Source organism: Streptomyces sp. NPDC006012 (assembly GCF_042871185.1).
Classification (GTDB): Bacteria; Actinomycetota; Actinomycetes; order Streptomycetales; family Streptomycetaceae; genus Streptomyces.
Window position 1 is genome coordinate 132,541 of record NZ_JBIAIE010000012.1, and the last position, 26,031, is coordinate 158,571.

The window sequence follows — 26,031 nt, forward strand, 5'->3', positions numbered from 1 at the left end:
GTCTATCGCGTGCGGGTCCCGGCGACAAGCGCGTGGCGCGTTCCTTCACCACGCACCTGTCACTCGTACGCCGTCGTGCGCCTCCCGCACCCGCGCGCGCCCCGAACTGCCCCGAGCCGTCCCTCGAACCCTTGAACGTCCCTTGAACTGTCCCTTGAGCTGTTCCTTGAACTGCTACTGAGCCGTTGAACCGCGTCCGAGCCGTCCCCGGACGGTCAACGACGCCGTGCCGTCAGTTCGAACCAGACGGTCTTTCCGGCGTTCGTACGGCTCGTGCCCCACTCCCGAGCCAGCGTGCTCACCACCCGCAGCCCGCGCCCCGCCTCGTCGTGGCGTCCCGCGCTCAGCAGGGCCGGCAAGGTGTGATCGTCGTCGTCGACCTCGCACAACAGGGTTTCGCCCCGCACCAGCCGCAGCTGGACCGGGCGACTGTGCGCATGCCGTACGGCATTGGTGACCAGCTCGCTGACCAGCAGCTCCGCACTGTCGACGAGCGAGGAGAGGCCCCACTCGTGCAGTTGCTCGCGGACCACGGCGCGGGCCCGGCCGACCTCAGCCGGGTCGAGGCCGAGCCGCCACTCGGCGACGTCCTGCGCCCCGATGCCGACCAGCCGGGCCATCAGCAGGGCCACGTCGTCCTTGCGTCCGCCGCCCGAGTTGAGGGCGCGGATGATCGTGTCGCAGGCGTCGTCCATGGAGGCGGCCGGGTGGGCCGCGGACTCGCAGAGCGTCGCGAGGCCCACGCCGATGTCCTCGCCGCGCACCTCCACGAGCCCGTCGGTGCACATCACCAGCCGGTCCCCGGGCGCCACCGGCACCCGCACCGCCTCGAAGGGCACACCGCCGACGCCGATGGGGGCGCCGGTGGGCAGGTCGAGCAGTTCGCTGCGGCCGTCGGCCCGTACCAGCACGGGTGGGATGTGGCCCGCGTTGGCGATCAGCAGCTCGCTCTCGATCGGGTCGTAGAGGGCGTACAGGCAGGTCGCCAGATAGGTGTCGCCGAGCCGCTGGGCGAGGTCGTCGAGGTTGCGCAGCAACTGGGCCGGCGGCAGGTCGAGGGCGGCCATGGTCTGTACGGCGGTCCGCAGCTGGCCCATCATCGCCGCCGAGTTGAGGCCGTGGCCCATGACGTCACCGACGACCAGCGCGGTACGCGCGCCGGGCAGCTTGACGGAGTCGAACCAGTCGCCGCCGACCCGGCCGAGCAGGGTGCCGGGCAGATAGCGGGTGGCGATGTCGCAGCCCGCCATCCGCGGCGGGATGTGCGGCAGCATGCTGTCCTGGAGGGTCTCGGCGACGCTCTCCTGGTAGGTGTACATGCGCGCGTTGTCGAGCACGAGGCCCGCCCGGGCGGCGAGTTCCGCGCCGGTGACCCGGTCCATGTCGTTGAACTCGACGCGCTCGGGGTGGCGCAGCAGGATCATGAAGCCGAGGACGACGTTGCGTGCCTTCAGCGGCACCACCAGCATCGAGCGGTGGCTGATGAGCGGCCGGATGTCACGCTTCTCGAACTGCGAGGCGATGGCGTGCCCCATCTCCTCGCTGATGCGCGGCACGAGGACCGGCTCGCCGGTGGTCATGCACTGGAAGAACGGGGTGTGCGCGGGGAACGGCATGGCCTCGCCGACCGGGACGACGTCGTCCCAGCGGCCGGGTTCGTCGGTGTGCTCCAGGGCGACCCGGTGCCACATGGTGGTGGTGTCCGGCACGCCGTCGGGAAAGCCCTCGCCGGCGACGACCTGCTCGCGCAGGTAGGTGCCGGCGACATCGGTGAAGCGCGGCACGACGGCCTTGCTGACCTCGACGATGGTCCGGGAGAGGTCGAGGGAGGTGCCGATGCGTCCGCTGACCTCGGTGAGGAATTCGAGGCGTTCACGGACGGCCGCGAACTCCAGGTCCTCGCCGTCCTCGTCGGTGAGTTCCTCCGGTACCGGCAGGCCCTGCGCCGCGACCCGGGCCGCCCGCGCGCGGCGGGCCAGGCGCTCGGTCCGCCGGGCCACACCCCAGTCGGGGGTCACCGGCACCCGGTCGTTCTGGCTGAACTCCAGGACGGGATAGCCGAGTTCGAGAACCTGCGCGACGATGCGGGCGCTCTCCCCGACGCTCATGCTGGGCAGGATCTCGGGCAGCCGGCGGGCCAGGTCGTCGGCACCGGGGAAGTCGGTGTGCAGGGCGAAGCCGGGGGCGATCCTCTCGAACGCCGCCGTCAGATGCGGGTCCTCCGGATCGCCCGGGTGCAGCCGGTCCGCGTCGGCGGCCAGCACCAGCAGCCGCTCATCACCGGGCCCGACCAGCGGGTACGCCCACCACACCACGTCCACCCGGCCACGGCCGTGGACTGTCTCCCTGACCCTGCCCCCGTTGCTTTCCCTGTCCCGGTCGCTGTCACGGTCCGGCACGGTCAGCCGGGCACGGCCCGCGGCGGGGTAGTTCAGCCGCCCGCCGAGGGAGGATCCGAGGTCGGGTCCGAGGTCGTCGTAAGCCGCGTACGCCCCGTACGGGGTGATCGCGTCGTCGTCGGGGAGCGCTCCGGAGACGGGCAGCAGGTCGAGCACGGGCCGGCCGACGGCCTCGCCCTTGGCGGCGCCGAACAGCCGGCGTGCGCCGGCGCTCCAGTGGGACACGAGGCCGTCACGGTCGACGACGATCACGGCGAGCGGGATGCGGCCCGCCGCGCCGTCACCAGCCCCGCGGCTGGGAGGTGCGTCCTGCTCGCTGCCATGGTGCATGGCCCGGGCCCTCTCTCCCCACGGCTCCGCAAAGATCTGTGCCGCCCGCCCCTACCGTACGGCGACGTCCGGTCGCGATGTGTGCCAAAGCCTGAATTGACTGTGCTTGATCACCCCGGCCCACCGGCCCGCGCGACCGGGGGTGCACGACCGCGTTCGCGCCCCCGGACGCCGGGTCAGTCCTCGTGCCCCAACTGGAGGTCACGTTCGGTGCGCCCGCCGCCGGCGACCTGGAGGACGGTGGCCACCGGCGGGTATCCGGCCGCGATGACGGTGTACTCGCCGGAGGAGAGGTCGACGAACCGGAACGTCCCGTCGGGACCGGTGGTGAGCGTGTCCACGACGTTGCCGGCCGCGTCGAGGAGGGTCACGCGCGCGTCCTCGACGGGCCGTCCGCCACCGGCCCGTACGGTGCCGCGCAGGACCGCGCCGCCCGCCAGTTCGACGTCCTGCCGGGTCTCCCGGGCCGCCTGCACGCTGACCGGCAGCGCCGCGGGCCGGAAGGCGGGCGCGCTGGCCGCCAACGTGTACTCGCCGGCGACCAGTTCGGTGATCTGGTAGCTACCCTCGCGCCCGCTGCGGGTGGTGGCGACGACCTCGCCGTGCACATTGGTGAGGGTGACGGTGGCGTCCCGGACCGGGGAGCCGTCGGCGGTCAGCACGGAGCCGGCGAGGCGCCCCGCGCCGCCGAGCACGACGTCGAGTTCGACCGGCCGCTCGCCGACGGTCACGGAGACGGCCTGCGGCTGGTGGCCGCCCGCCGCCGCGATGAGGACGTACGAGCCGGAGCCCGGCGTGGACAGCGCGTACCGCCCGTCGTCGCCGCTCGCGCCCCGCCCGATCTGCTGTCCGGACACGTCGATGAGGGTGAGCGCGGCGCGGGGCACCACGGTGCCGTCGGGGTGCTGCACGGTGCCGCAGACGGGGATCCCGGCGGCGTAGGGCGAACGGGCCTGCGGGACGGTGGCGGTCACCGGCGCGGTCTCCTGGTCGGTGGCGGGGGCGTTGTGGGACACCAGAGGTTTCTCCTTGAGGAAGAAGGCGATGAGCAGGCCGAGCGCGAGCACCGGGACGAGGTAGAGGAAAATCCGGGGCATCGCGTCGGCGTAGGCGCGGATGTAGGCGTCGCGCAGCGCCGGGGGCAGGGCGTGCACCAGCTGCGGGGTGAGCGACTCGGGGTCCGGCAGCTTCGCGCCGGACCCCGCGGGCAGGCGTTCGCTCAGGGCGTCGCCGAGCCGGCCGGCGAAGAGGGTGCCGAAGACGGCGGCGCCGACGCTGCCGCCGATCTGCCGGAAGTAGTTGTTGGCGCTGGTCGCAGTGCCGAGGTCGGCGGGGCGCACGGAGTTCTGCACGGCCAGGACCAGGACGGGCATCACCATCCCGATGCCGGCGCCGAGGACGGCCATCCAGATGCTGTAGTGCAGCCGGGGCGTGTCGATCTCCAGCCGGGACAGCAGCCACATGCCGGCCACCGACAGGACGCCGCCGAGGATGGGGTGGATCTTGTAGCGGCCGGTGTGGCTGATGAGCTGTCCGGAGATGATCGAGGCGCCGACGATGCCGCCCATCATGGGCAGCATCAGCAGGCCGGACTCGGTGGCGCTGGCGCCGTCGACCATCTGCAGGAAGGTCGGCAGATAGCTGGCGGCGCCGAACAGGGCGACGCCGACGACCAGGCCGACCAGGCCGGTGACGTTGAAGACGGAGTCCCGGAACAGCCTGAGCGGGATGAGGGGTTCGGCGGCGAAGCGCTCGGCGACGAGGAAGAGGGCGGTGGCCGCCGCCGCGCCCGCGCCGAGGCCGATGATCTGGCGCGAGCCCCAGGCGTACTCGGTGCCGCCCCAGGTGGTCAGCAGCACCAGGCAGGTGGAGGCGGCGGCGAGCAGCAGCGCGCCCAGCACGTCGAGCCGGGCGCGCACCCGCTGCCTGGGGAGTTTGAGGACGACGGTGATGACGGCCAGGGTGATCAGGCCGAAGGGCACGTTGATGTAGAAGCACCAGCGCCAGGAGAGGTGGTCGGTGAAGTAGCCGCCGAGGAGGGGTCCGGCGACCGAGGCGAGGCCGAAGGCGGCGCCGATCAGGCCCATGAACCGGCCCCGTTCGCGGGACGGCACGATGTCCGCGATGATGGCCTGTACGCCGATCATCAGCCCGCCGGCGCCGACGCCCTGGACGGCGCGGAAGGCGATCAGCTGGTCCATGCTCTGCGCCCGTCCGGCCAGCGCGGAGCCGATGACGAAGACGAGGATGGCGAACTGGAAGACGGCCTTGCGGCCGAGGAGGTCGCCGAGCTTGCCGTAGATCGGAAGTCCCACGGTGGACGTGAGCAGATACGCGGTGATCGCCCAGGACATCTTGTCCAGGCCGTGCAGCTCGCCGACGATCTTCGGCAGCGCGGTGGCGACGATCATCTGCTCCAGGGCGGCGAGGAGCAGCGCGAGCATCAGCCCGAGGAAGACCAGTCGGATGCGGCTCCTGCTCAACTCGGCGGCAGGGGCGGGGGCGGACGGCGGGGCCACCGTCGCAGGCGCCACGACCGGCTCGGCCGGCTCGTGCTCCACCGGCTTCTGCCCGACCGGCCCGTGCCCGACCGGGTCGTGCTCCACCAGAGTCGTCCCGCCCACGTACCGCTCCCCTCGTCGCGCTGCCACACAATTCCCGCGTAAGGCGACAACTGCGAGCAAGCGCGACGAGTTACGGATTCATGCCGGGCGGCCCAGAGATCCACTCGAATCGGTGAGGAGGCCAACGCCCCTTCACGGTCTGCCTCTTGGGCTACTTCTCGACCTCGGCGGCGAGCTTGGCGAGCATCGCGTCGTAGATCCGGCCGAGCCCCTTGGGCGCGAAGGTCTTCTCGAAGAAGCCGCCGATGCCGCCGGCGCCGGTCCAGGTGGTGGTCACCACGACGCGGGACCTGCCCTCGCCCGCCGGGGTGACCCGCCAGACGGTGACCATCGAGGAGTTGCGGTCCTTCTCGACCAGCTCGCCGTCGGTGGGCTCGGTGACCTCCAGGAGGCAGTCGCGGACGCGCTTGCTGGTGGCCTGGAGCTTCCAGTGGACGAGGGTGCCCTCGCCATCGCCGCCCTCGCGCACCTCGTACTCGCTGAACTGCTCGGGCAGCGTGTTCGCGCGCGCGCCGCGGTAGTCGGCGAGCGCGTCGAACACCGTCTCCGCGTCCGCCGCGACGACCCGCTCCGTAGTGGCCTCGACCTGCGCCATTGGCTTCCTCCAGGACCTGAGTTCTCGGGGTTGGGGCAAGCCAACCACCCCGCTCCCCGGCCACCAAATCGGGGTGCCGGAAGCGATCGAAAACCACCGCCGCACGATCATGCGAACGGATGTTCTATTCTGGGGGCCGACGCTACCGAGGAGGCGTGATGCGCTGGGAGAACCTCACAGCGGTGCCGGCACGGCCCGCACACGGCAGGACCGATGCCGCGCTGTTCGGCACGGACGCGGTGACCACCCTCACCTTCGACACGCCCGAGTTTCGCGGGATCACCTTCCACGAGATCCGGGCCCGCTCGATCATCAACCGGGTGCCGGGCGCCTCGCGCATGCCCTTCGAGTGGACCGTCAACCCGTATCGTGGTTGCGCGCACGCGTGCGTGTACTGCTTCGCCCGCAAGACCCACAGCTACCTGGACCTCGACACGGGGACCGGCTTCGACACCCAGATCGTGGTCAAGGTGAACGCGCCGGAACTGCTGCGCCGCCAGCTCGGCTCCCCGCGGTGGCGGGGCGAGCACATCGCGATGGGCACGAACGTCGACTGCTACCAGCGGGCCGAGGGCCGCTACCGGCTGATGCCGGGCATCATCGCCGCGCTGCGCGACCACGCGAACCCCTTCTCGATCCTGACCAAGGGCACGCTGATCCTGCGCGACCTCGATCTGCTCAAGCAGGCGGCGGAGGTCACGGACGTCGGCATCTCCGTCTCCGTCGGCTTCACCGACCCCGGTCTGTGGCGCACCGTGGAGCCGGGCACGCCCGCGCCCGAACGCCGCCTGGACGTGGTGCGGACCCTCGGCGAACAGGGCATCGGCTGCGGTGTGCTGATGGCGCCGGTGGTCCCCTTCCTCGGCGACGACCCGGCCCAGCTGCGGGCCACGGTGCGGGCGATCGCGGCCGCCGGGGCGACCTCCGTCACTCCGCTGGTGCTGCATCTGCGGCCCGGAGCACGTGAGTGGTTCATGGCCTGGCTCGGGCAGCACCATCCGCACCTGGTGCGCCGCTACGAGCGGCTGTACGCGGCGGGTGCCTACGCGCCGAAGTGGTATCAGCGCCGGATCACCCGTCAGGTGCACGAACTGGCCCAGGAGTACGGCATCGGCCCCACCCGCCCGGGGATACCGCGCCGCATCCCGCCGCCGGAACCCGTGCAACCGACCCGCGGACCGGAGACGGCCGAGCCGGTCCAACTCACGCTGATCTGAGCGCGTTCGAGCGCATCCCGCGACCCAATTGGGTCAAGTATCGACATAACAGGTTCTTCCAGGCGTCCACTCCGGGACGATGCGGCGAGGACCGCGACCCTCGCGGTCCGACCCCCTCCGTCCTGGGAGGACGCAATGAGAACACGCGCAGCCGTGCTGTGCGGTGCCGCCGCCGTCGTGGCCGGATCGCTCACGGCTCACCCCGCGGGCGCGAGCGCCGGGCAGGCGACGACGGGCGCCCCGGCCGCACCGTCCGCTTCCGTCGTCCGGCCGGCGAGTGTCACATGGAAGAAGTGCGGCACCGCCGACTATCCGACGCTCCAGTGTGCGTCCTTGAAGGTGCCCCTCGACCACGCGCACCCGCAGGGCAGGCAGATCACGCTCGCGCTCTCCCGCGTCCCGCACACCGCCAAGACCGATCAGGGCCCGCTGCTGGTCAACCCGGGCGGACCCGGCGGCAGCGGCCGGACGCTGGCCGGATTCGTGGCGTCCGCGCTGCCCAAGGCGGTGGCGGCCCAGTACGACGTGATCGGCTTCGACCCGCGTGGCGTCGGCCGGAGCACGCCCGCGCTGGACTGCCGCCCCGGCCACTTCGACCCGGTGCGCCCGGACTCCGTGCCGGGCACGCCCGCGGTCGAGAAGGCCAACCTCACGCGCGTGCAGGAGTTCGCCGCCGCCTGCGGCAAGAAGTACGCGGACGTGCTGCCGTACATCGACACCGTGAGCGCCGCCCGGGACCTGGAGACGGTCCGGCAGGCCCTCGGCGCGCAGCGGATCAACTACTTCGGCTACTCGTACGGCACCTACCTGGGCGCGGTCTACGCGAAGCTGTATCCGCAGCGCGTGCGCCGGCTGGTCCTGGACTCGATCGTCGACCCGACCGGTGTCTGGTACGGGGACAACCTCAGGCAGGACGTCGCCTTCAACGACCGCCACCGCGCGCTGATGGCCTGGATCGCCCGGCACGACTCGGTCTACCGGCTCGGCACGGATCCCGCGGCGGTCGAGGCCAAGTGGTACGCGATGCGGGCGGCGCTGGCCGCGAAGCCGGCGGGCGGCAAGGTCGGCGCCGCGGAGCTGGAGGACATCTTCATGCCGGGCGGCTACTACGACGGCTACTGGCCCCACCTCGCCGACGCGTTCACGGCGTACGTGAACGGAAAGAAGAGTGACCCGCTGGTCAAGGCGTACGGTGCCCTCGCCGCCGTCGACCGCTCCGGGGACAACGGCTTCAGCGTCTACTCGTCGGTGCAGTGCCGCGACGCCCTCTGGCCGCGTGACTGGGACCGGTGGCGCCGGGACACCTGGGCGGTGTACGACAAGGCGCCGTTCATGACCTGGAACAACACCTGGTACAACGCGTCGTGCGCCTTCTGGCCCACGGCCCCCCGCCAGCCGGTGGACATCGCCAACAGCGAGCTGACGCCGGCACTGCTGTTCCAGGCGACCGACGACGCGGCCACCCCGTACGAGGGCGGTGTGACGGTCCATCGGCTGCTGGGCGGCTCCAGCCTGGTGGTCGAGCGGGGCGGCGGCAACCACGGCATCACGCTGAGCGGGAACACCTGCCTCGACGACCATCTGGCGAGGTATCTGACCGACGGCACGGTGCCGCACGGGGCCGGCACGGCGGACGCGGAGTGCGAGCGGACGCCCGATCCGGAACCGCAGACCACCAAGGAGGCGCCCGTCGCGGCCGGCGGCGCGGCCCTGCACGGTCTGCTCGGCTTCCGCGGCTGAGCACTGCGGGGGCGGACGGGCCGACGGGCGGCCGGGGACGTTGTCAGAGGCGTGGTCCATCATGGGCGCATGACCCAGCCGATCAGGATTCCCGCTCCCGCCGGCGTCGCCCCCGCCGCCCAGTACAGCCATGTCGTGGCCGCCGCCGGCCGGTTCGTCGCCGTCTCCGGCCAGCTCGCCCTGGACGGGGACGGCGCACTCGTGGGCGCGGGCGACCCGGCGGCCCAGGCCCGCCAGGTGTTCGAGAACCTGCGGCGCTGTCTGGCCGCCGCCGGAGCGGACTTCACGGACGTCGTCAAACTCACCTACTTCGTCACGGACATGGCCCACATGCCCGCGATCCGCGCCGCCCGCGCGGCGTACATACCCGACGACCGGCTCCCGGCGGCCTCCGCCGTGCAGGTGGCCGCGCTGGTGGGTCCGGAGTTCCTGATGGAGGTCGAGGCGCTCGCGGTGGTGGGCGAGTGACCGCACCGCTGGTGCGGCGGCTGGGCGGCGCACGGCCCGTCCCGGGACGGTGAAGTGCGCACCGCTGACACCGAGTCGTACGCGTTGGAGGTCTATCCCGCGCGGCTGCGAAGCGGTGTCGGCCGGACGCTGCTCGCCCAGTCCGTCGAGCAGTGCGCGGTCGCCGGCCACCCCCGGATGCCCCTGTGCGTGCTCAAGGAGAACGTGACCGCCCGACGCTGCTACGAGCGGTGCGGGTTCCGGGCCGACGGCGCCGCGGAGCCCTTCGACGTGGACGGCATGCCGGTGCCCGGGGTCCGGTACGCGCGGACGCCGACCGGCTGACCCGGCGTCACCTTTTGCCGGGGATCCGGGCCAGGGCGTGCACGGCGGCCTCGGCGAGCACCGGATGGGCCAGTGCCTCGTTGAGCACGCGCCGGGCGCGGACGTCCCCGAGGGTCCCGAGCCCTTCCACACAGGCGAGGGCCACCCGTCGGTAGGGATCGTGCGGGCGCAGCCGCCGCTCCAGGGTGGTGATCAGCGCGGGCACGGACTCGGGGGCGCGCAGCCGCACCAGGAGCCGGACCGGGTGCAGCGCGTAGGCGACGCGCAGTTCGTTGGTGGCGAGAGCGGCGGCGGCGCGGGCGGTGCGCGGGTCACTGAGGCGGGCGAGGGCGTGGGCGGCGGAGGCGCAGCGCGGCGGGTCCCGGTGGTTGAGCAGCAGGACGAGCGTTTCGAAGGCCCGCCGGTCGCCCGCCACGCCCAGCCGGAACGCGGCGAGTTCCCTGGCCCAGAGCGGCTGCCCGGCCGCGACCAGCACCTGGGCCAGTTCGTCGCCGTCGTCCGTCGCGGCCAGCCGCTCGTACGCCGCCGTTCCCCGCGACTCCTGCTGTAAGCGTTCCGTGAGCAATCGCAACTCTTCGTCCACGTGCTCCAGGTTAGGGGGCGTCATCGACACCCTGAAAGGGAGCGTGCGGAAGGGGCGCGGGCCGGTGCCGTCACGCCGCCCGACAGGGTCGCGGGGCCAGCCGTCCGCGGCTCCGCCGCGCGGGCGCGCAGCCGCCGGGCACCCGCGACCGAACGGCAAGGACGGCGGACCGCCGCGGAGCGAAGGGGCTAGCGCGCTCGTTACCCACCGGTTAAGCTCAGACGAGCGAGCAACACTCGTGCTTCAGCTCGCGGCGGTCTGGTGACGCGGCCGTCGTGGGCACAGGTCGATCCGGTACCCCGTGTACCGCTGTACGACCCGGCTTCGGGACAGAGCCGGTCGGTCCGGCCGCACCCGGGCGTCTCGCCCGCGGCGACGGCACCGGGTGCCCTGCGCACCCGCAGTCCGACAGCACCCGATCTCCTTCCGTACCCGGTCCGCTCTCGGGCGCACCGGGGCGCGATCCCCGTCGTCACCCTCATTCATCCCTGGAGTCCCGTGATGGCCACTCCCCCGCCCGACACCTCTCTGTCCCCGCTCAAGACCATCGCCGTCGTCGGCCTGGGCACGATGGGCACCGGCATCGCCGAGGTGCTCGCGAAGGCCGGCCGCGAGGTCGTCGGCATCGACGTCAGCGAGGCCGCCACCGCCACCGCACAGGCCGCTCTGGAGGCCGCGACCGCGCGGGCCGTCCTGCGCGGCCGGCTGTCCGAGCCGGAACGCGCGGCCGCCCTCGCCCGGGTCCGCACCACCACGGACCTGCGGGCCGCGGCCGACGCCGACCTCGTCATCGAGGTGGTCCCGGAGTCGTACGAGATCAAGCAGCAGGTCTTCCGCGAACTCGACGGCATCGTGCGGCCCGAGGCGATCCTCGCGACGGGCACCAACGCCCTGTCGGTGACCCGGCTGGCCGCCGACTCGGCCCGCCCGGAACGCGTGCTCGGCCTGCACTTCTTCAATCCGGCGCCCGCGATGCGGCTGGTCGAGGTCGTCTCGTCGGTGCTGACGGCGCCGCAGGCCGTCGCCGCGGTCACCCACCTCGCGGCCGAGCTGGGCAAGGAGCCGGTGGCGGTCGGCGACCGCCCGGGCTTCGTCGCGGACGGCCTGCTGTTCGGCTACCTCAACCAGGCCGCCGCCATGTACGAGTCGAAGTACGCCTCCCGCGAGGACATCGACGCCGCGATGCGGCTCGGCTGCGGGCTGCCGATGGGCCCGCTGGCCCTGCTCGACCTCATCGGCATCGACACCGCGCGCACCGTCCTGGAGGCCATGTACGCCGCCTCCCAGGACCGGCTGCACGCCCCCGCGCCGATCCTCAGGCAACTCAGCGAGGCGGGCCTGGCCGGCCGCAAGGCGGGCCGCGGCTTCTACACCTACGAGGCCCCGGGCAGTGCCTCGATGGTGCGGGACGCGCAGACCCCGCTGGAGGGCGCCCCGCTCACTCCGGGGCGCCCGGTCGGCTCGATCGGTGTCGCCGGTTCCGGCACCATGGCCTCGGGCATCGCCGAGGTGTTCGCCAAGGCCGGGTACGACGTGATACTTGCCGCCCGTGGCGAGGAGAAGGCGCGGGCGGCCAGGGCACGGATCGGGAAGTCGCTGTCCCGGTCGGTCGACAAGGGACGGCTGACGGCCGAGGCCGCGGCCGGCACGCTGGACCGGATCACCCCGGCCGGGTCCTGCGACGCCTTCGTCGACGTCGATCTGGTCGTGGAGGCGGTCGCGGAGAACCTGGAGGTCAAGCGGCAGTTGTTCGCGACGCTCGACAAGGTCTGCCGGCCGGGCGCGGTGCTCGCCACCACCACGTCCTCGCTGCCCGTCATCGCCTGCGCGCGCGCCACCTCACGCCCGCAGGACGTGATCGGCATGCACTTCTTCAACCCGGCGCCGGCCATGAAACTGGTCGAGGTGGTCCGCACCGTGCTGACGGCGGACGACGCCCACGCCACGGTCCGGGAGGTGTGCGCCACCGTCAAGAAGCACCCGGTGGACTGCGGCGACCGGGCCGGCTTCATCGTGAACGCCCTGCTGTTCCCGTACCTCAACAACGCGATCAAGATGGTGCAGGAGCACTACGCCTCCCTCGACGACATCGACGCGGCGATGAAGCTGGGCGGCGGCTATCCGATGGGCCCCTTCGAACTGCTGGACGTGGTCGGGCTGGACGTCTCGCTGGCGATCGAGAAGGTGCTGCACCGCGAGTTCCGCGACCCGGGGCTGGCCCCGGCCCCGCTGCTTGAGCACCTGGTGGCCGCGGGCTGCCTCGGCCGCAAGACCGGCCGCGGCTTCCGCGAGTATGCCCGGCGCTGAGCGTCCCGGCGACCGGCAGAGCGGGCGTGCACGGACCGGGACGGACGCCTGGGGCGCGCTGCCGCGCCCCCTGCCGCCCCCGCCCCCGAAGGGCGGGGGAAATCCCGGCCATGCGCGCCACGCTGCACACATGCAGTACGTTCGGGGCATGTCCCAGCCCGCCAAGTCCTCACGTACACCAGCTACGAACGACGCGCCGGAGAGTGCCACCGGCTCCCGCTCCGCCGCCCAGCGGCTCAAGATGCGCAGGGAACTGGCGGCCGCGGCGATGGAACTGTTCGCGGCCAAGGGCTACGAGGCGACCACCGTCGACGAGATCGCCGCCGCGGCCGGAGTCGCCCGCCGCACCTTCTTCCGGCACTTCCGTTCCAAGGAAGAGGCGATCTTCCCCGACCACGACGACACGCTGATCCGGGCCGAGGCCGTGCTCAACGCGGCCCCCGCGCACGAGCACCCGCTCGACACCGTGTGCCGCGGCATCAAAGAGGTCATGCGGATGTACGCGGCCCAGCCGGCGATCTCGGTCGCCCGCTACAAGCTCACGCGCGAGGTGCCCACCCTGCGCGAGGCCGAGATCGCGTCGGTGGCCCGCTACGAGCGCCTGTTCACCCGCTATCTTCTCGGCCACTTCGACGAGCACGCGCACGAGGACGACGCCAACGACGACCCGCTGCTGGCGGAGGTCGCCGCGTCCGCCGTGGTCACCGCCCACAACCATGTGCTCAGGCGCTGGCTGCGGGCCGACGGCCAGGGCGATGTCGAGGCCCAGTTGGACCACGCCTTCGCGATCGTCCGCAGGACCTTCGCCTCGGGCACCGGCGCGGGCCGGGCGACGGTTCCCCAGCCGGCCGACGCGCCCGCGGCCGTCTCCTCGCAGGGCGAGGTGCTGGTGACGGTCGCGCGTACCGACGCCCCGCTGGACGAGGTCATGCGGACCATCGAGAAGGCCCTGAAGGACCGCTGATCCACGGCGGGCCCCGGACCGGCCCGCGACTTTCACCGTGCCGACGGCCACCCCGACCGGGTGGCCGTTTTTGCCATGTCCGGACGTTTCTCCCACAGATTCCGCGGCTCCCCGGGGTTGTCGCGGATCATTCGATCGATCATCGCTCATCTGTTACGTAAAGAATTCATCTGAGAGAATTTTTTGGCACTCAGTGCCTTGTCATGTGACACGCGGTGTCATACGTTGGAAGAGTCCGGGCGGCCGGAGTGCGCAGACCATCGGCACACCGACTGTCCCCGCGGGCCACGGCTCGCGCGCCCGGACGCCTGCGTCACAGGCAACCTCCCGCGCCACCAAGCGCTGCCGAAGCACCACCCCGCCGGACCGACGGCACCTTCCCACCTCATCCGCAGCAGCACCGACGCCCCCCTCAGCGTCCCGCCCGCCCAGGGCGCACACCGCAGGAGGCAACACCGTGACCGTGAAGGACATCCTGGCCGCGATACAGTCCCCGGACGCCACGCCCGCCGACTTCGCCGCGCTGCCGCTCCCCGAGTCGTACCGCGCGATCACCGTGCACAAGGACGAGACGGACCTGTTCACCGGGCTCGCCACCCGCGACAAGGACCCGCGCAAGTCCCTCCACCTGGACGAGGTCCCGGTGCCCGAGCTGGGCCCGGGCGAGGCCCTGGTGGCCGTCATGGCCTCCTCGGTCAACTACAACTCGGTGTGGACCTCGATCTTCGAGCCGCTGCCGACCTTCGGTTTCCTGGAGCGCTACGGCAGGCTCTCGGAACTGGCCGCGCGGCACGACCTGCCGTACCACGTCATCGGCTCCGACCTGGCGGGCGTCGTGCTGCGCACCGGCCCAGGCGTCAACGCCTGGAAGCCCGGGGACGAGGTCGTGGCCCACTGCCTCTCCGTCGAGCTGGAGTCCTCGGACGGCCACAACGACACGATGCTCGACCCCGAGCAGCGCATCTGGGGCTTCGAGACCAACTTCGGCGGTCTCGCCGAGATCGCCCTCGTCAAGTCCAACCAGCTGATGCCCAAGCCGGGCCACCTGAGCTGGGAGGAGGCCGCCGCCCCCGGCCTGGTCAACTCCACTGCGTACCGGCAGCTGGTGTCCCGCAACGGCGCCGCCATGAAGCAGGGCGACAACGTCCTGATCTGGGGCGCCAGCGGCGGCCTCGGCTCGTACGCCACCCAGTTCGCGCTGGCCGGCGGCGCCACCCCGGTCTGTGTCGTCTCCTCCCCGAAGAAGGCGGAGGTCTGCCGGGCCATGGGCGCCGAGGCGATCATCGACCGGAACGCCGAGGACTTCCGCTTCTGGAAGGACGAGCACACCCAGGACCCCCGGGAGTGGAAGCGGTTCGGCAAGCGCATCCGCGAACTCACCGGCGGCGAGGACGTCGACATCGTCTTCGAACACCCGGGCCGCGAGACCTTCGGCGCCTCCGTCTACGTCACCCGCAAGGGCGGCACGGTCGTCACCTGCGCCTCCACCTCGGGCTACACCCACGAGTACGACAACCGCTATCTGTGGATGTCGCTGAAGCGGATCATCGGCTCCCACTTCGCCAACTACCGCGAGGCATGGGAGGCCAACCGGCTCGTCGCCAAGGGAAAGATCCATCCGACGCTCTCCCGGGTCTACCCCCTGGAGGAGACCGGCCAGGCCACCCACGACGTCCACCGCAACGCCCACCAGGGCAAGGTCGGCGTGCTGTGCCTGGCCCCCGAGGAGGGCCTGGGCGTCCGCGACGAGGAACTGCGCGCCCGGCACATCGACGCCATCAACCGCTTCCGGAACATCTGAGGGGCGCACATGAGCGAGCGTCAGCCGCGGGAACCGCGGGAGAAGGACCGGCCATGGCTCATGCGGACCTACGCGGGCCACTCCACGGCCGAGGCGTCCAACGAGCTGTACCGGCGCAACCTCGCCAAGGGCCAGACCGGTCTGTCCGTCGCGTTCGACCTGCCGACCCAGACCGGCTACGACCCCGACCACGTCCTCGCCGCCGGCGAGGTCGGCCGGGTCGGCGTGCCCGTCGCGCACCTCGGCGACATGCGCCGCCTGTTCCAGGGCATCCCGCTGGAGCGGATGAACACCTCGATGACGATCAACGCCACGGCCATGTGGCTGCTCGCGCTGTACCAGGTCGTCGCCGAGGAACAGGGCGCGGACATCACCAAGCTCCAGGGCACGACCCAGAACGACATCGTCAAGGAGTACCTGTCCCGCGGCACCCATGTCTTCCCGCCGGGGCCCTCGCTGCGGCTGACCACCGACATGATCGCGTACACGGTCTCCCACATCCCGAAGTGGAACCCGATCAACATCTGCAGCTACCACCTCCAGGAGGCCGGGGCCACGCCGGTGCAGGAGATCGCCTACTCCATGTCCACCGCGATCGCGGTCCTCGACGCCGTGCGCGACTCGGGGCAGGTGCCGCAGGAGCGCATGGGCGAGGTGGTGGCCCGCATCTCCTTCTTCGTGAACGCGGGCGTCCGCTTCATCGAGGAGATGTGCAAGATGCGGGCGTTCGGCCGTATCTGGGACCGCATCACCCGGGAGCGCTACAGCATCGAGGACCCCGGACAGCGCCGCTTCCGGTACGGCGTCCAGGTCAACTCCCTGGGCCTGACGGAGGCCCAGCCCGAGAACAACGTCCAGCGGATCGTGCTGGAGATGCTGGCGGTGACCCTGTCCAAGGACGCACGCGCGCGTGCCGTGCAGCTTCCGGCCTGGAACGAGGCCCTGGGCCTGCCCCGGCCCTGGGACCAGCAGTGGTCGCTGCGTGTCCAGCAGGTCCTCGCGCACGAGAGCGACCTGCTGGAGTACGACGACATCTTCGAGGGCTCGCACGTCGTCGAGGCGAAGGTCGCGCAGCTCGTCGAGGAGTCCTTGGTGGAGATCGAGCGGATCCAGGGCATGGGCGGCGCGCTGGCGGCCGTCGAGTCCGGCTACCTCAAGTCGCGGCTCGTGGCGTCCCACGCCGAGCGCCGGGCCCGGATCGAGTCGGGCCAGGAGAAGATCGTCGGCGTCAACGTCTTCGAGACGACCGAGCCGAGTCCGCTCACCGCCGACCTCGACACCGCGGTCCAGACGGTCGACCCGGCGGTCGAGGCCCGCGTCGTCGACTGCCTGCGCCACTGGCGCGACACGCGCTACCAGCCGCCGTTCAACCACCAGCGCCCGGGCAAGGCGCTGGAGTGGCTGAAGGAGGCCGCCAAGAGCGGCGACAACCTCATGGAGGCCACCCTGGAGTGCGCCCGCGCGGGGGTCACGACCGGCGAGTGGGCCGGAGCGCTGCGCGAGGTGTTCGGCGAGTTCCGGGCGCCGACCGGGGTCTCCTCCGCGCCGGTGTCCGTGCCCGCCGAGGAGGGCTCCGCGCTGGCCGCCGTCCGCGCCAAGGTGGCGGCCACCGCCCGTGACCTGGGCACCGGCAAGCTGCGCTTCCTCGTCGGCAAGCCCGGTCTCGACGGGCACTCCAACGGCGCCGAGCAGATCGCCGTGCGGGCCAGGGACGCCGGGTTCGAGGTGGTCTACCAGGGCATCCGGCTCACCCCGGAGCAGATCGTGGACGCGGCCCTCGCCGAGGACGTGCACGCGGTCGGTCTGTCCGTGCTGTCCGGTTCGCACACCCGGCTGGTGCCGGACGTGCTGGAGCGGCTGCGCCGGGCCGGCGCGGCCGACATCCCGGTGATCGCCGGCGGGATCATCCCGAGCGGTGACGCCGAGCGGCTGCGGGCCGCCGGAGTGGCCGCGGTCTTCACCCCGAAGGACTTCGACATCACCGGGATCATCGGCCGTATCGTCGACGAGATCCGCAGAGCGAACCACCTCGACCCTCTGGAGGTCCCCGCATGACCACGCCCGCCCCCGCGACGAACGGCTCCGCCGCGCACCCCGCCGGCCGGCTGCGCCCGCGGCGCTCCTGCCTCGCGGTCCCCGGGAGCAACCCCCGCTTCCTGGAGAAGGCCCAGGGCCTCCCCGCCGACCAGGTGTTCCTGGACCTGGAGGACGCGTGCGCGCCGCTCGCCAAGCCCGAGGCGCGGCACACCATCGTGAAGTTCCTCAACGAGGGCGACTGGACGGGCAAGACACGGGTCGTGCGGGTCAACGACTGGACGACCGAGTGGACGTACCGGGACGTCGTGACGGTCGTCGAGGGCGCCGGAGCGAACCTGGACTGCATCATGCTGCCGAAGGTGCAGAACGCCGAGCAGATCGTGGCGCTGGACCTGCTGCTCACCCAGATCGAGAAGACGATGGGCTTCGAGGTGGGCCGCCTCGGCATCGAGGCGCAGATCGAGAACGCGCGGGGCCTCAACAACGTCAACGAGATCGCCGCGGCCAGCCCGCGCGTCGAGACGATCGTCTTCGGCCCCGCCGACTTCATGGCGTCGATCAACATGAAGTCGCTGGTCGTGGGCGAGCAGCCGCCCGGCTACCCGGCGGACGCCTACCACTACATCCTGATGAAGATCCTGATGGCGGCCAGGGCCAACGACGTCCAGGCGATCGACGGCCCCTACCTGCAGATCCGTGACGTGGACGCCTTCCGCGAGGTGGCCGGCCGCGCCGCCGCCCTCGGCTTCGACGGCAAGTGGGTGCTGCACCCCGGCCAGGTCGACGCGGCCAACGAGGTCTTCTCGCCCTCCCAGGAGGACTACGACCACGCCGAGCTGATCCTCGACGCGTACGACTACTACACGTCCGAGGCGGGCGGCAAGAAGGGTTCCGCCATGCTCGGCGACGAGATGATCGACGAGGCGAGCCGCAAGATGGCGCTGGTCATCGCGGGCAAGGGCCGGGCGGCCGGCCTGCGGCGCACCGGCTCCTTCGAGATCCCGGAGGGCTGACGGCCATGCAGTTCGGACGCATCTACGAGGAGTTCGAGGTCGGGGCGGTGTACAAGCACTGGCCCGGCAAGACGGTCACCGAGTACGACGACCACCTCTTCTGCCTCCTCACCATGAACCACCATCCGCTGCACCTGGACGCCAACTACGCCGAGAACACGACGGACTTCGGCAGGAACGTCGTCGTGGGCAACTACATCTACTCGCTGCTGCTCGGCATGTCGGTACCGGACGTGTCCGGCAAGGCGATCGCCAACCTGGAGATCGAGTCGCTGCGGCACGTGGCGCCGACCTTCCACGGCGACACGGTCTACGGAGAGACGACCGTGCTCGACAAGTGGCCGTCCAAGTCGAAGGGCGACCGGGGCATCGTGCACGTCGAGACCAGGGGCTACAAGCAGGACGGCACGCTGGTGTGCGTCTTCCGCCGCAAGGTGATGGTGCCCACCGAGACGTACGTCAAGGAGCGCGGCGGGGAGCAGCCCGGCCGCCCGGAGCCGGCCGCACCCGCGCAGAAGACGGAGAAATAGCGATGGCCCGTCTCGCCCAGACCGCCGGTCTCAGCGACGTCCAGCAGGAGATCGTGTCCACCGTCCGCGACTTCGTGGACAAGGAGATCCTTCCGGTCGCGACCGAGCTGGAGCACCGCGACGAGTATCCGCAGCAGATCGTGGACGGCCTGAAGGAGCTGGGGCTGTTCGGGCTGATGATCCCCGAGGAGTACGGGGGGCTGGGCGAGTCGCTGCTCACCTACGCCCTGTGCGTCGAGGAGATCGCCCGGGGCTGGATGTCGGTGTCCGGCATCATCAACACCCACTTCATCGTGGCGTACCTGCTCAAGCAGCACGGCACGCGGGAGCAGCAGGACCACTTCCTGCCGCGCATGGCGGCCGGGGAGGTGCGCGGCGCCTTCTCCATGTCGGAGCCGGGCCTCGGCTCCGATGTCGCGGCGATCACCTCGAAGGCGGTCAGGGACGGCGACGAGTACGTCCTGACCGGCCAGAAGATGTGGCTGACCAACGGCGGTACGTCCTCGCTCGTGGCCGTCCTGGTCCGCACCGAGGAGGGGGAGGCCGCGGCGGGGACGGCGCCGCACAGGTCGATGACGGCCTTCCTCGTGGAGAAGAAGCCCGGCTTCGGCGAGGTCCGGCCCGGCCTGACGATCCCCGGCAAGATCGAGAAGATGGGGTACAAGGGCGTCGACACCACCGAGCTGATCATGGACGGGCTGCGGATCCCGGCCGATCGGGTGCTCGGCGGCGTCACCGGCCGAGGTTTTTACCAAATGATGGACGGAGTGGAGGTCGGCCGTGTCAATGTGGCGGCGCGGGGCTGCGGTGTCGCCCAGCGCGCCTTCGAACTCGGGGTGGCCTACGCCCAGCAGCGGCGCACCTTCGGCAAGCCGATCGCCCAGCATCAGGCCATCCAGTTCAAGCTCGCGGAGATGGCCACGAAGGTCGAGGCCGCGCACGCCATGATGGTCAACGCCGCCCGTAAAAAGGACTCGGGCGAACGAAACGACCTGGAGGCGGGCATGGCGAAGTACCTCGCCTCCGAGTACTGCAAGGAAGTCGTGGAGGACTCGTTCCGCATCCATGGCGGCTACGGCTTCTCGAAGGAGTACGAGATCGAGCGACTCTACCGGGAGGCACCGATGCTGCTGATCGGTGAGGGCACCGCCGAAATCCAGAAAATGATCATCGGGCGCAGGTTGCTCGAAGAGTATCGAATCCAGGGCTGATTGTCCGGGTACGGGGAGTTTTCTTCGAGAAGAAGATCACACCCCGTCAACGGTCTTCGGCCGCCGACTCGGCTTCCTGGCTTGCCCAGTTGTGGCCCGCGACCGGTACGATCCCGGGAAAGCCGCCGTCCCCAGATCGAAGCGCGGCATCATTCGCTACGAAGGTCATCCATGCCCCACAGCCAAACCTCTGCACCACGCGACAGCCTGGTCGGCGTACGCCTCGCGCGCGGAGCATCGCCGTGGCTCCTCCCGACCGTCGCCACCGCAGCCCTCAGTCTGATCCGCGCCCGCCGCTCCGGCGCCGCCAAGGCCGTGGCCGTGCCCGCCACCGCGCTCGCGGCGGGCATGCTGTGGTTCTTCCGCGACCCCGAGCGTGAGATCGCCACGGGCCGGGTCATCTCGCCCGCAGACGGTGTGGTGCAGAGCATCATGCCGTGGAAGGACGGGCGCACCCGCGTCGCGATCTTCATGAGCCCGCTCAACGTCCATGTGAACCGTGCACCGCTCTCCGGCACGGTCAGGTCGGTCGAACACGTCCCCGGAGGTTTCGTTCCCGCATTCAACAAAGAAAGCGAGAACAACGAGCGCGTAGTCTGGCATTTCGACACCGAACTCGGCGACATCGAAATGATCCAGATCGCAGGTGCGGTGGCCCGCCGCATCGTGCCCTACGTCCCGCAGGGCACGAAGGTCGAGCAGGGCGACCGGATCGGTCTGATCCGCTTCGGCTCGCGTGTCGATCTCTACCTGCCCGAGGGCGTGGAGGTCGCGGTCGAGGTCGGACAGAAGACCGTGGCTGGGGTGACTCGCATTGACCGTGGTTGATCCGGAGACACAGGCGGGCTGGGTGCCCGAGGCCGAGGCGGCCGACGAAGAGGAGGAGATGCCCCTCTCGCTCCGCCTCTCAATAGCGGACACCCTCACGCTCGGCAACGCGACGTGCGGCTTCATGGCGGTGTACTTCACCACCACCGGCATCCTGATCCCGCACCTCACCGGCAGCCAGGAGAACGGCATGGCCCGCCACAGCGCGGCCACGGCGGTCATCCTGATGCTCTGCGCCGCCGTCTTCGACCTGTTCGACGGCCTGGTGGCACGCAAGCTGCGCTCCTCCCCCATGGGCGCGGAACTCGACAACCTCTCGGACCTGATCAGCTTCGGCCTGGCGCCCGCGTACTTCGTCCTGGTGTACGGCATGGTCGCGGACGACGCGCACCAGCGGATGGCGGCGCTGGGCGCGATCGTCGTCCTGCTGGCGGTGGTGCTGCGGCTGGCCCGCTTCTCCTGCGTGACGCCGACGAGCGGCATGTTCCAGGGCATGCCGAGTCCCTTCGGCGCGCTGACCGTGGTCTCCATCGTCCTGTTGGAGCTGCCCTTCGTGGCGACGCTCCTCGCCATCCTGGGCACGGCCTGGCTGATGGTGAGCCGGGTCGAGTACCCGAAGCCGCGAGGCCGGCTCGCCGGGGCGATGCTGTGCTGGATCGTGCTGTCGATGGGGCTCCTGGCCGCCTGGGCGTTCGACGCGCCGAGCGGTCAGCTGCTGCTCCAGACCGGCTGCGCGCTCCAGCTCGTGATGGGCGCGGTGATCCCCCTGTTCGCCACCGCGCGGCGGGTGAACAACTTCCGCGACAACCGGCGCGAGGCACGCGCGGCACAGCTGCCGTAGCCCGTAGCCGTACGACGGAGAGGGGCTCCCGGGACCGGGACCGGGGCCCCTCTCCGTGTACGTGGGGTGTGCGGTCCGCGGTCTCAGGTCAGGAAGTCGTGCGCGATCCGGGCGGCGACCCGCTCCAGGATCGGACCCGCCTCGGCGATGCACCGCGTCACGTCCGGCTCGACCTCCGTGAGCGGATACGCCCGCCGGATCCCCGCCTCGCCCAGCGCCTTCGGCGACAACGCCAGCCGGCCGCAGACCGCGACCACGTCCCGGCCCGCCGCACGGGCCGCCGCAGCGACCCCCGCCGGAGCCTTGCCGTGCAGCGTCTGCTCGTCCAGTGAGCCTTCCCCGGTGATCACCAGATCCGCCCGCTGCAACGCCGGTGCGAACCCCAGCACGTCCAGCATCACCTCGATACCCGGCCAAAACCGCGCCCCCAGCAGCAACGCCCCGAACCCCATACCCCCCGCCGCACCCGCACCCGCCGAAGCCGCGAACCCGGCCGCGCCCGGACCCGCCGCACCCTCCAGCACCTGCGCGAAGTGCGCCAGCGCGGCATCCAGGACCGCCACGTCCTCCGGCGACGCCCCCTTCTGCGGCCCGTACACCGCCGCCGCGCCCTTCGGGCCCGTCAGCGGATTGTCCACATCGCTCGCCAGCACCAGATCGACACCGGCCAGCCGCCCGTCCAGACCCGACAGATCCGCCCGCACCAGGCCCGCCAGCCCCCCGCCGCCCGGTGCCACCGGTTCACCCCCCGCATCCAGGAACCGCGCACCCAGCGCGGACAGCATCCCCGCCCCGCCGTCCGTGGTCGCGCTGCCACCCACACCGAACACGATCCTTCGGGCACCCGCGTCCAGCGCCGCCAAGAGCAGCTCCCCCGACCCGTACGTCGACGCCGTCAGCGGCGCGAAGACCCCCGCAGGCAACCGCTGCAGCCCGCTGGCCTCCGCCATCTCCACCACCGCCGTGCCACCCCGCACCGCGAACGCCGCCGTCACCTCCTGCCCCAGCGGGCCGGCCACCCGCACCTGGCGCCGCTCGAACCCGGCCGCCACCGCCGCGGCCACCGTCCCGTCACCCCCGTCCGCCACCGGCAGCGCTTCCACCTCGACCGCCGGCACCACCCGGCGCAGCCCGGCCGCCACCCGCTCGGCGACCTCCACGGCCGTCAACGAACCCTTGAACTTGTCCGCGGCCACCAGCACCCGCCGGATCCCGCCCACAACAGCCTCCGCCACTCGCCATCCCCTTGCTTCCGGGCCCGCGCACGTCAGGCCAGTCGCGCCGCTGCGACCATAGCCGGAGGACCACCCGGCCGTCATGCCCCGGCGAGCCGCGACCGGCCGTGGCCGAAACCGGGTAGACCCATGTCATGACCCCCATGGGCACCGAACCGGATCTCGCCGACCGGATCCTCGGCGGCTGGCTGGGCCGGATCGCCGGCAACATGCTCGGCAAGCCGGTCGAGCAGGGCGACGTGTGGACGCGCGAGCGCATCGACCGCTATCTGCGGCGGGCGTCGGCCCTGCCGCTCACGGACTACCTGCCCGAGCCCGCCGACGAACGCGACCGCGCCGAGCTGCGCCCCGAGTGGCGGCAGTGCGTACGCGGCCGTGTCCACGGCAGCTGCCGCGACGACGACGTCGACTACACGCTCCTCGGGCTGCTCCTGCTGGAGACCCACGGCTTCGGCTTCAGTACCGAGCAGGTCGGCGAGCTGTGGCTGCGCAGGCTGCCGTACCTGCAGACGTTCACCGCGGAGCGGGCGGCCTACCGCAATCTCGCCAACGGCCTGACACCGCCGCTGACGGCGACCTGCGACAACCCGTACCAGGAGTGGATCGGCGCGCTCATCCGCGCCGACATCTACGGCTGGACCCAGCCGTACTCCCCGGACCGCGCCGCCGCGCTCGCCCGCCGGGACGCCGTGCTGTCGCACACCGGGAACGGGGTGTACGGCGCGATGTGGGCGGCGGCGCTGGTCTCGGCGGCCTTCACCGCGCCCGGCGTGCGGGACGCGATCGACACCGCGCTGACGGTGGTCCCGGCGGGCAGCCGGCTCGCCCGTACCGTACGCCGGGTCCGCTCGCTCCACGCGACCGGGCTGGCCTGGGAGGACACCGTGGCCACGGCGGCGCAGGAGACCGCGGGGCACGGCTGGATCCACACCGTCCCGAACGTGGCCGTGCTCACCGCGGGTCTCCTGTACGGCGACGGCGACTTCACCCGCACCGTCGCACTCACCGTCCGTGGCGGCCTGGACACCGACTCCAACGGTGCGACGGCCGGTTCGGTGGCCGGTGTGCTGACCGGCGCGGCGGCCATCCCGGCGCGGTGGACGGACCCGCTTCAGGACACGGTGCGCAGCGCGGTGTCCGGCTTCGACGGGGCGCGCATCAGCGACCTGGCCGCCCGCACGCTCCGGCTGGCCGGTCCGGCGCGGTAGAAGGCTGGCTAGGCTTCGGGGATGGCCACCACACAAGACTTCGCCACGTACATCGCGAGCCTCCCCAGGATCCTCGCCGGGGCCGCCACTCTGTTCCGGGACACCGAGGGCCGGGTGCTGCTCGTCGAACCCAACTACCGTCCGGGCTGGGCGCTTCCGGGCGGCACCATCGAGTCCGACGACGGGGAGACGCCCCGCCAGGGCGCCCGCCGGGAGACGGCCGAGGAGATCGGCCTCGACGTAGAGCCGGGCCGGCTGCTCACCGTGGACTGGGTGCGTGGCGAGGGACGGCCGCCGCTGGTGGTCTACCTCTACGACGGCGGTGTCCTGTCCGCGGACGACCTCGGCTCGATCCGGCTCCAGGAGGAGGAACTGCTGTCCTGGCGGCTGGTGCCCCGTGAGAACCTCACCGAGCACCTGCCCGGCGCCCTCGGCCACCGCGTCCTGGCCGCGCTCGACGTCCTCGCCGACGGCGCGGGCACGGCCGAGCTGGAGAACGGCCACCGGGTGGGCTGACCCGGTGCGCCCGCGCCGCGGCGGCGTGCGGGTCAGCCCGCGTCGAAGCGCACCGGGAGGTGCCGGGGGCCGCGGAGCATGACGTTGGTCCGGTACGGGGGCGGGTCCTGCACCAGCGAAGCGGCACCGAGGTTCGGGATGAGCGCGCCGAGCGCGGTCTGCGCCTCGACGCGGGCGAGCGGCGCACCGAAGCAGACGTGGACTCCGCTGCCGAAGCCGATGTGCTCATTGTCCGGGCGGGTCGGATCGAACCGGTCCGGGTCGGTGAAGCGTGCGGGGTCGCGGTTGCCCGATGCCATCGCGAGCAGCACCCGGGACCCCTTGGGCAGGGTGGTGCCCGCTATGTCCACGTCGGCGAGGGGGAATCGCTCGCGCATGTGGACCGGGGGCTCGTAGCGCAGGAGTTCCTCCACCGCACGCGGCAACAGGCCGGGTTCGCGGCGCAGCAGGTTCAGCTGGGCGGGCTGGCGCAGCAGGGTGAGCACGCCGTTGGTGATCAGGTTGACCGTGGTCTCGTGCCCGGCGATCAGCAGCAGCACGGCGTTCGTGGCCAGTTCGTCGGGGGTCAGCCGCTGCTCCGGGTCCGGTTCGTTGACGAACGCGGAGAGCATGTCGTCCGTCGGGCGGCCCTTGCGCCGGTCGGCGAGGTTCAGCAGGTACTGGCCCATCTCCTGCCGGGCCAGGACACCCGCCTTGTCCCGTTCGGCGGTGTCCTCGTCCTCGGATCCGATGTCGGCGGCGGCGACGATCACATCGGTCCACTCCCGGAACATCGGCTCGTCCTCGCGCGGCACGCCGAGCAGCCGGCAGATGACCGTGACGGGCAGCGGATAGGCGAAGTCGTCGACCACGTCGACCTGCTCGCGGCCCTGGAGCGACACGAGCAGTTCGCCGGTGATCCGGCTGATCTCACCGCGCATGGAGTCGACCCGGGCGGGGGTGTGCGGCGGGCCGAACGGCCGCATGGTGCGGGTGCGCAGCCTGTGGTGCTCGGGGTCGTCGAGCCGCAGGAACGGCGGCTTCGGCAGCTCGCCGGAGGGCCGTTCGGTGGAGGGGATGATGCGGTTGCGGGGATCCGCACTGATCCGCGGGTCGTGGAGCAGAGCGACGATCTCGTGGTAGGTGCCGATCAGGTGGCTGCCGTCCGCCTGCCGCACCACGGGCCCGGCCTCCCGCAGTTCCGCGTACAGCGGCCAGGGGTCGGGGCGGCTGGCGTAGTCGGTGATCCGCTCCAGCAGGGTGTCGGCGGTCATGACGGAC

The 26,031-nt window shown here is 71.6% G+C and carries 21 protein-coding genes; 15 read left to right on the forward strand and 6 right to left on the reverse strand.

Annotated elements, in window-relative coordinates; translation table 11 throughout:
• Nucleotides 1-215: 215 nt before the first annotated feature.
• From ACFYPJ_RS21715 to ACFYPJ_RS21725, 3 genes are all read right to left on the reverse strand, one after another.
• Entirely contained in the window at nt 216-2,729 is a 2,514-nt protein-coding gene (locus ACFYPJ_RS21715; RefSeq protein WP_389019468.1) for a SpoIIE family protein phosphatase, read from the reverse strand.
• 176 nt (nt 2,730-2,905) lie between these two features.
• Complete coding sequence (locus ACFYPJ_RS21720) at nt 2,906-5,353, reverse strand: MFS transporter (RefSeq protein ID WP_389019471.1); 2,448 nt, start codon at nt 5,351-5,353, stop codon at nt 2,906-2,908.
• A gap of 151 nt (nt 5,354-5,504) precedes the next feature.
• Nucleotides 5,505-5,948 carry an SRPBCC family protein gene (locus ACFYPJ_RS21725; protein WP_389019474.1) on the reverse strand — a complete coding sequence of 148 codons (444 nt, stop codon included), beginning with the start codon at nt 5,946-5,948 and terminating at the stop codon, nt 5,505-5,507.
• A gap of 158 nt (nt 5,949-6,106) precedes the next feature.
• On the opposite strand from ACFYPJ_RS21725, the gene ACFYPJ_RS21730 reads away from it, so the two are divergent.
• From ACFYPJ_RS21730 to ACFYPJ_RS21745, 4 genes are all read left to right on the forward strand, one after another.
• Nucleotides 6,107-7,165: an Rv2578c family radical SAM protein gene (locus ACFYPJ_RS21730; RefSeq protein WP_389019477.1), complete on the forward strand. Its 1,059-nt coding sequence runs from the start codon at nt 6,107-6,109 to the stop codon at nt 7,163-7,165.
• Nucleotides 7,166-7,300: 135 nt separating this feature from the next.
• Nucleotides 7,301-8,905, forward strand: a complete 1,605-nt coding sequence (locus tag ACFYPJ_RS21735) for an alpha/beta hydrolase (protein ID WP_389019480.1) — start codon at nt 7,301-7,303, stop codon at nt 8,903-8,905.
• A gap of 69 nt (nt 8,906-8,974) precedes the next feature.
• Entirely contained in the window at nt 8,975-9,373 is a 399-nt protein-coding gene (locus ACFYPJ_RS21740; RefSeq protein ID WP_389019483.1) for a RidA family protein, read from the forward strand.
• Nucleotides 9,374-9,427: 54 nt separating this feature from the next.
• On the forward strand, nt 9,428-9,697 hold the full coding sequence (locus ACFYPJ_RS21745) for a GNAT family N-acetyltransferase (protein ID WP_389019486.1): 270 nt from the start codon (nt 9,428-9,430) through the stop codon (nt 9,695-9,697).
• 7 nt (nt 9,698-9,704) lie between these two features.
• Here ACFYPJ_RS21745 and ACFYPJ_RS21750 read toward each other — a convergent pair whose 3' ends face one another.
• Nucleotides 9,705-10,280 (reverse strand): adenylosuccinate lyase, encoded by a 576-nt coding sequence (locus ACFYPJ_RS21750; RefSeq protein ID WP_389019706.1) that lies wholly within the window; start codon nt 10,278-10,280, stop codon nt 9,705-9,707.
• Between the two features lie 501 nt (nt 10,281-10,781).
• Here ACFYPJ_RS21750 and ACFYPJ_RS21755 point away from each other — a divergent pair.
• The 9 genes from ACFYPJ_RS21755 (at nt 10,782) to pssA (ending at nt 21,812) form a co-directional block, all read left to right on the forward strand.
• Nucleotides 10,782-12,587, forward strand: a complete 1,806-nt coding sequence (locus ACFYPJ_RS21755; RefSeq protein ID WP_389019489.1) for a 3-hydroxyacyl-CoA dehydrogenase family protein — start codon at nt 10,782-10,784, stop codon at nt 12,585-12,587.
• A 130-nt stretch (nt 12,588-12,717) separates the two neighbouring features.
• Entirely contained in the window at nt 12,718-13,551 is an 834-nt protein-coding gene (locus ACFYPJ_RS21760; RefSeq protein WP_389019492.1) for a TetR family transcriptional regulator, read from the forward strand.
• Nucleotides 13,552-14,014: 463 nt separating this feature from the next.
• A complete protein-coding gene (ccrA, locus tag ACFYPJ_RS21765; RefSeq protein WP_389019709.1) occupies nt 14,015-15,352 on the forward strand; it encodes a crotonyl-CoA carboxylase/reductase in 1,338 nt (445 codons plus the stop codon).
• A 9-nt stretch (nt 15,353-15,361) separates the two neighbouring features.
• Nucleotides 15,362-17,407, forward strand: a complete 2,046-nt coding sequence (locus ACFYPJ_RS21770) for a protein meaA (RefSeq protein WP_389019495.1) — start codon at nt 15,362-15,364, stop codon at nt 17,405-17,407.
• A complete protein-coding gene (locus ACFYPJ_RS21775; protein WP_389019499.1) occupies nt 17,404-18,402 on the forward strand; it encodes an HpcH/HpaI aldolase/citrate lyase family protein in 999 nt (332 codons plus the stop codon). Before ACFYPJ_RS21770 ends, ACFYPJ_RS21775 begins: the two co-directional genes overlap by 4 nt.
• 5 nt (nt 18,403-18,407) lie before the next feature.
• Entirely contained in the window at nt 18,408-18,932 is a 525-nt protein-coding gene (locus ACFYPJ_RS21780; protein WP_389019501.1) for a MaoC family dehydratase, read from the forward strand.
• A gap of 2 nt (nt 18,933-18,934) precedes the next feature.
• Nucleotides 18,935-20,143, forward strand: a complete 1,209-nt coding sequence (locus ACFYPJ_RS21785; protein WP_389019504.1) for an acyl-CoA dehydrogenase family protein — start codon at nt 18,935-18,937, stop codon at nt 20,141-20,143.
• Between the two features lie 171 nt (nt 20,144-20,314).
• Nucleotides 20,315-20,971: a phosphatidylserine decarboxylase gene (locus tag ACFYPJ_RS21790; protein ID WP_389019506.1), complete on the forward strand. Its 657-nt coding sequence runs from the start codon at nt 20,315-20,317 to the stop codon at nt 20,969-20,971.
• A gap of 22 nt (nt 20,972-20,993) precedes the next feature.
• On the forward strand, nt 20,994-21,812 hold the full coding sequence (gene pssA / locus ACFYPJ_RS21795) for a CDP-diacylglycerol--serine O-phosphatidyltransferase (protein ID WP_389019712.1): 819 nt from the start codon (nt 20,994-20,996) through the stop codon (nt 21,810-21,812).
• 83 nt (nt 21,813-21,895) lie between these two features.
• On the opposite strand, the gene ACFYPJ_RS21800 is transcribed toward pssA, so the two are convergent.
• Complete coding sequence (locus tag ACFYPJ_RS21800) at nt 21,896-23,032, reverse strand: glycerate kinase (protein WP_389019715.1); 1,137 nt, start codon at nt 23,030-23,032, stop codon at nt 21,896-21,898.
• 149 nt (nt 23,033-23,181) lie between these two features.
• Here ACFYPJ_RS21800 and ACFYPJ_RS21805 point away from each other — a divergent pair, with 149 nt between their 5' ends.
• A complete protein-coding gene (locus ACFYPJ_RS21805; protein WP_389019508.1) occupies nt 23,182-24,255 on the forward strand; it encodes an ADP-ribosylglycohydrolase family protein in 1,074 nt (357 codons plus the stop codon).
• A 21-nt stretch (nt 24,256-24,276) separates the two neighbouring features.
• Nucleotides 24,277-24,771 carry an NUDIX domain-containing protein gene (locus tag ACFYPJ_RS21810; protein ID WP_389019511.1) on the forward strand — a complete coding sequence of 165 codons (495 nt, stop codon included), beginning with the start codon at nt 24,277-24,279 and terminating at the stop codon, nt 24,769-24,771.
• Nucleotides 24,772-24,803: 32 nt separating this feature from the next.
• On the opposite strand, the gene ACFYPJ_RS21815 is transcribed toward ACFYPJ_RS21810, so the two are convergent.
• The gene (locus ACFYPJ_RS21815) at nt 24,804-26,024 is read right to left on the reverse strand and encodes a cytochrome P450 (protein WP_389019513.1); all 1,221 of its coding nucleotides are present in this window, start codon (nt 26,022-26,024) and stop codon (nt 24,804-24,806) included.
• Nucleotides 26,025-26,031: the final 7 nt, after the last annotated feature.

Bases quoted from the DNA above. Each gene is read 5' to 3' on its own strand.
- ACFYPJ_RS21805 (WP_389019508.1), top strand. From the start codon at position 23,182: ATGACCCCCATGGGCACCGAACCGGATCTCGCCGACCGGATCCTCGGC.
- ACFYPJ_RS21725 (WP_389019474.1), bottom strand. From the start codon at position 5,948: ATGGCGCAGGTCGAGGCCACTACGGAGCGGGTCGTCGCGGCGGACGCG.
- ACFYPJ_RS21755 (WP_389019489.1), top strand. From the start codon at position 10,782: ATGGCCACTCCCCCGCCCGACACCTCTCTGTCCCCGCTCAAGACCATC.
- ACFYPJ_RS21815 (WP_389019513.1), bottom strand. From the start codon at position 26,024: ATGACCGCCGACACCCTGCTGGAGCGGATCACCGACTACGCCAGCCGC.
- ACFYPJ_RS21785 (WP_389019504.1), top strand. From the start codon at position 18,935: ATGGCCCGTCTCGCCCAGACCGCCGGTCTCAGCGACGTCCAGCAGGAG.
- ACFYPJ_RS21735 (WP_389019480.1), top strand. From the start codon at position 7,301: ATGAGAACACGCGCAGCCGTGCTGTGCGGTGCCGCCGCCGTCGTGGCC.
- ACFYPJ_RS21780 (WP_389019501.1), top strand. From the start codon at position 18,408: ATGCAGTTCGGACGCATCTACGAGGAGTTCGAGGTCGGGGCGGTGTAC.
- ACFYPJ_RS21715 (WP_389019468.1), bottom strand. From the start codon at position 2,729: ATGCACCATGGCAGCGAGCAGGACGCACCTCCCAGCCGCGGGGCTGGT.
- ACFYPJ_RS21770 (WP_389019495.1), top strand. From the start codon at position 15,362: ATGAGCGAGCGTCAGCCGCGGGAACCGCGGGAGAAGGACCGGCCATGG.
- ACFYPJ_RS21760 (WP_389019492.1), top strand. From the start codon at position 12,718: ATGCAGTACGTTCGGGGCATGTCCCAGCCCGCCAAGTCCTCACGTACA.
- ACFYPJ_RS21730 (WP_389019477.1), top strand. From the start codon at position 6,107: ATGCGCTGGGAGAACCTCACAGCGGTGCCGGCACGGCCCGCACACGGC.
- ACFYPJ_RS21790 (WP_389019506.1), top strand. From the start codon at position 20,315: ATGCCCCACAGCCAAACCTCTGCACCACGCGACAGCCTGGTCGGCGTA.
- ACFYPJ_RS21810 (WP_389019511.1), top strand. From the start codon at position 24,277: ATGGCCACCACACAAGACTTCGCCACGTACATCGCGAGCCTCCCCAGG.
- ACFYPJ_RS21740 (WP_389019483.1), top strand. From the start codon at position 8,975: ATGACCCAGCCGATCAGGATTCCCGCTCCCGCCGGCGTCGCCCCCGCC.
- ACFYPJ_RS21775 (WP_389019499.1), top strand. From the start codon at position 17,404: ATGACCACGCCCGCCCCCGCGACGAACGGCTCCGCCGCGCACCCCGCC.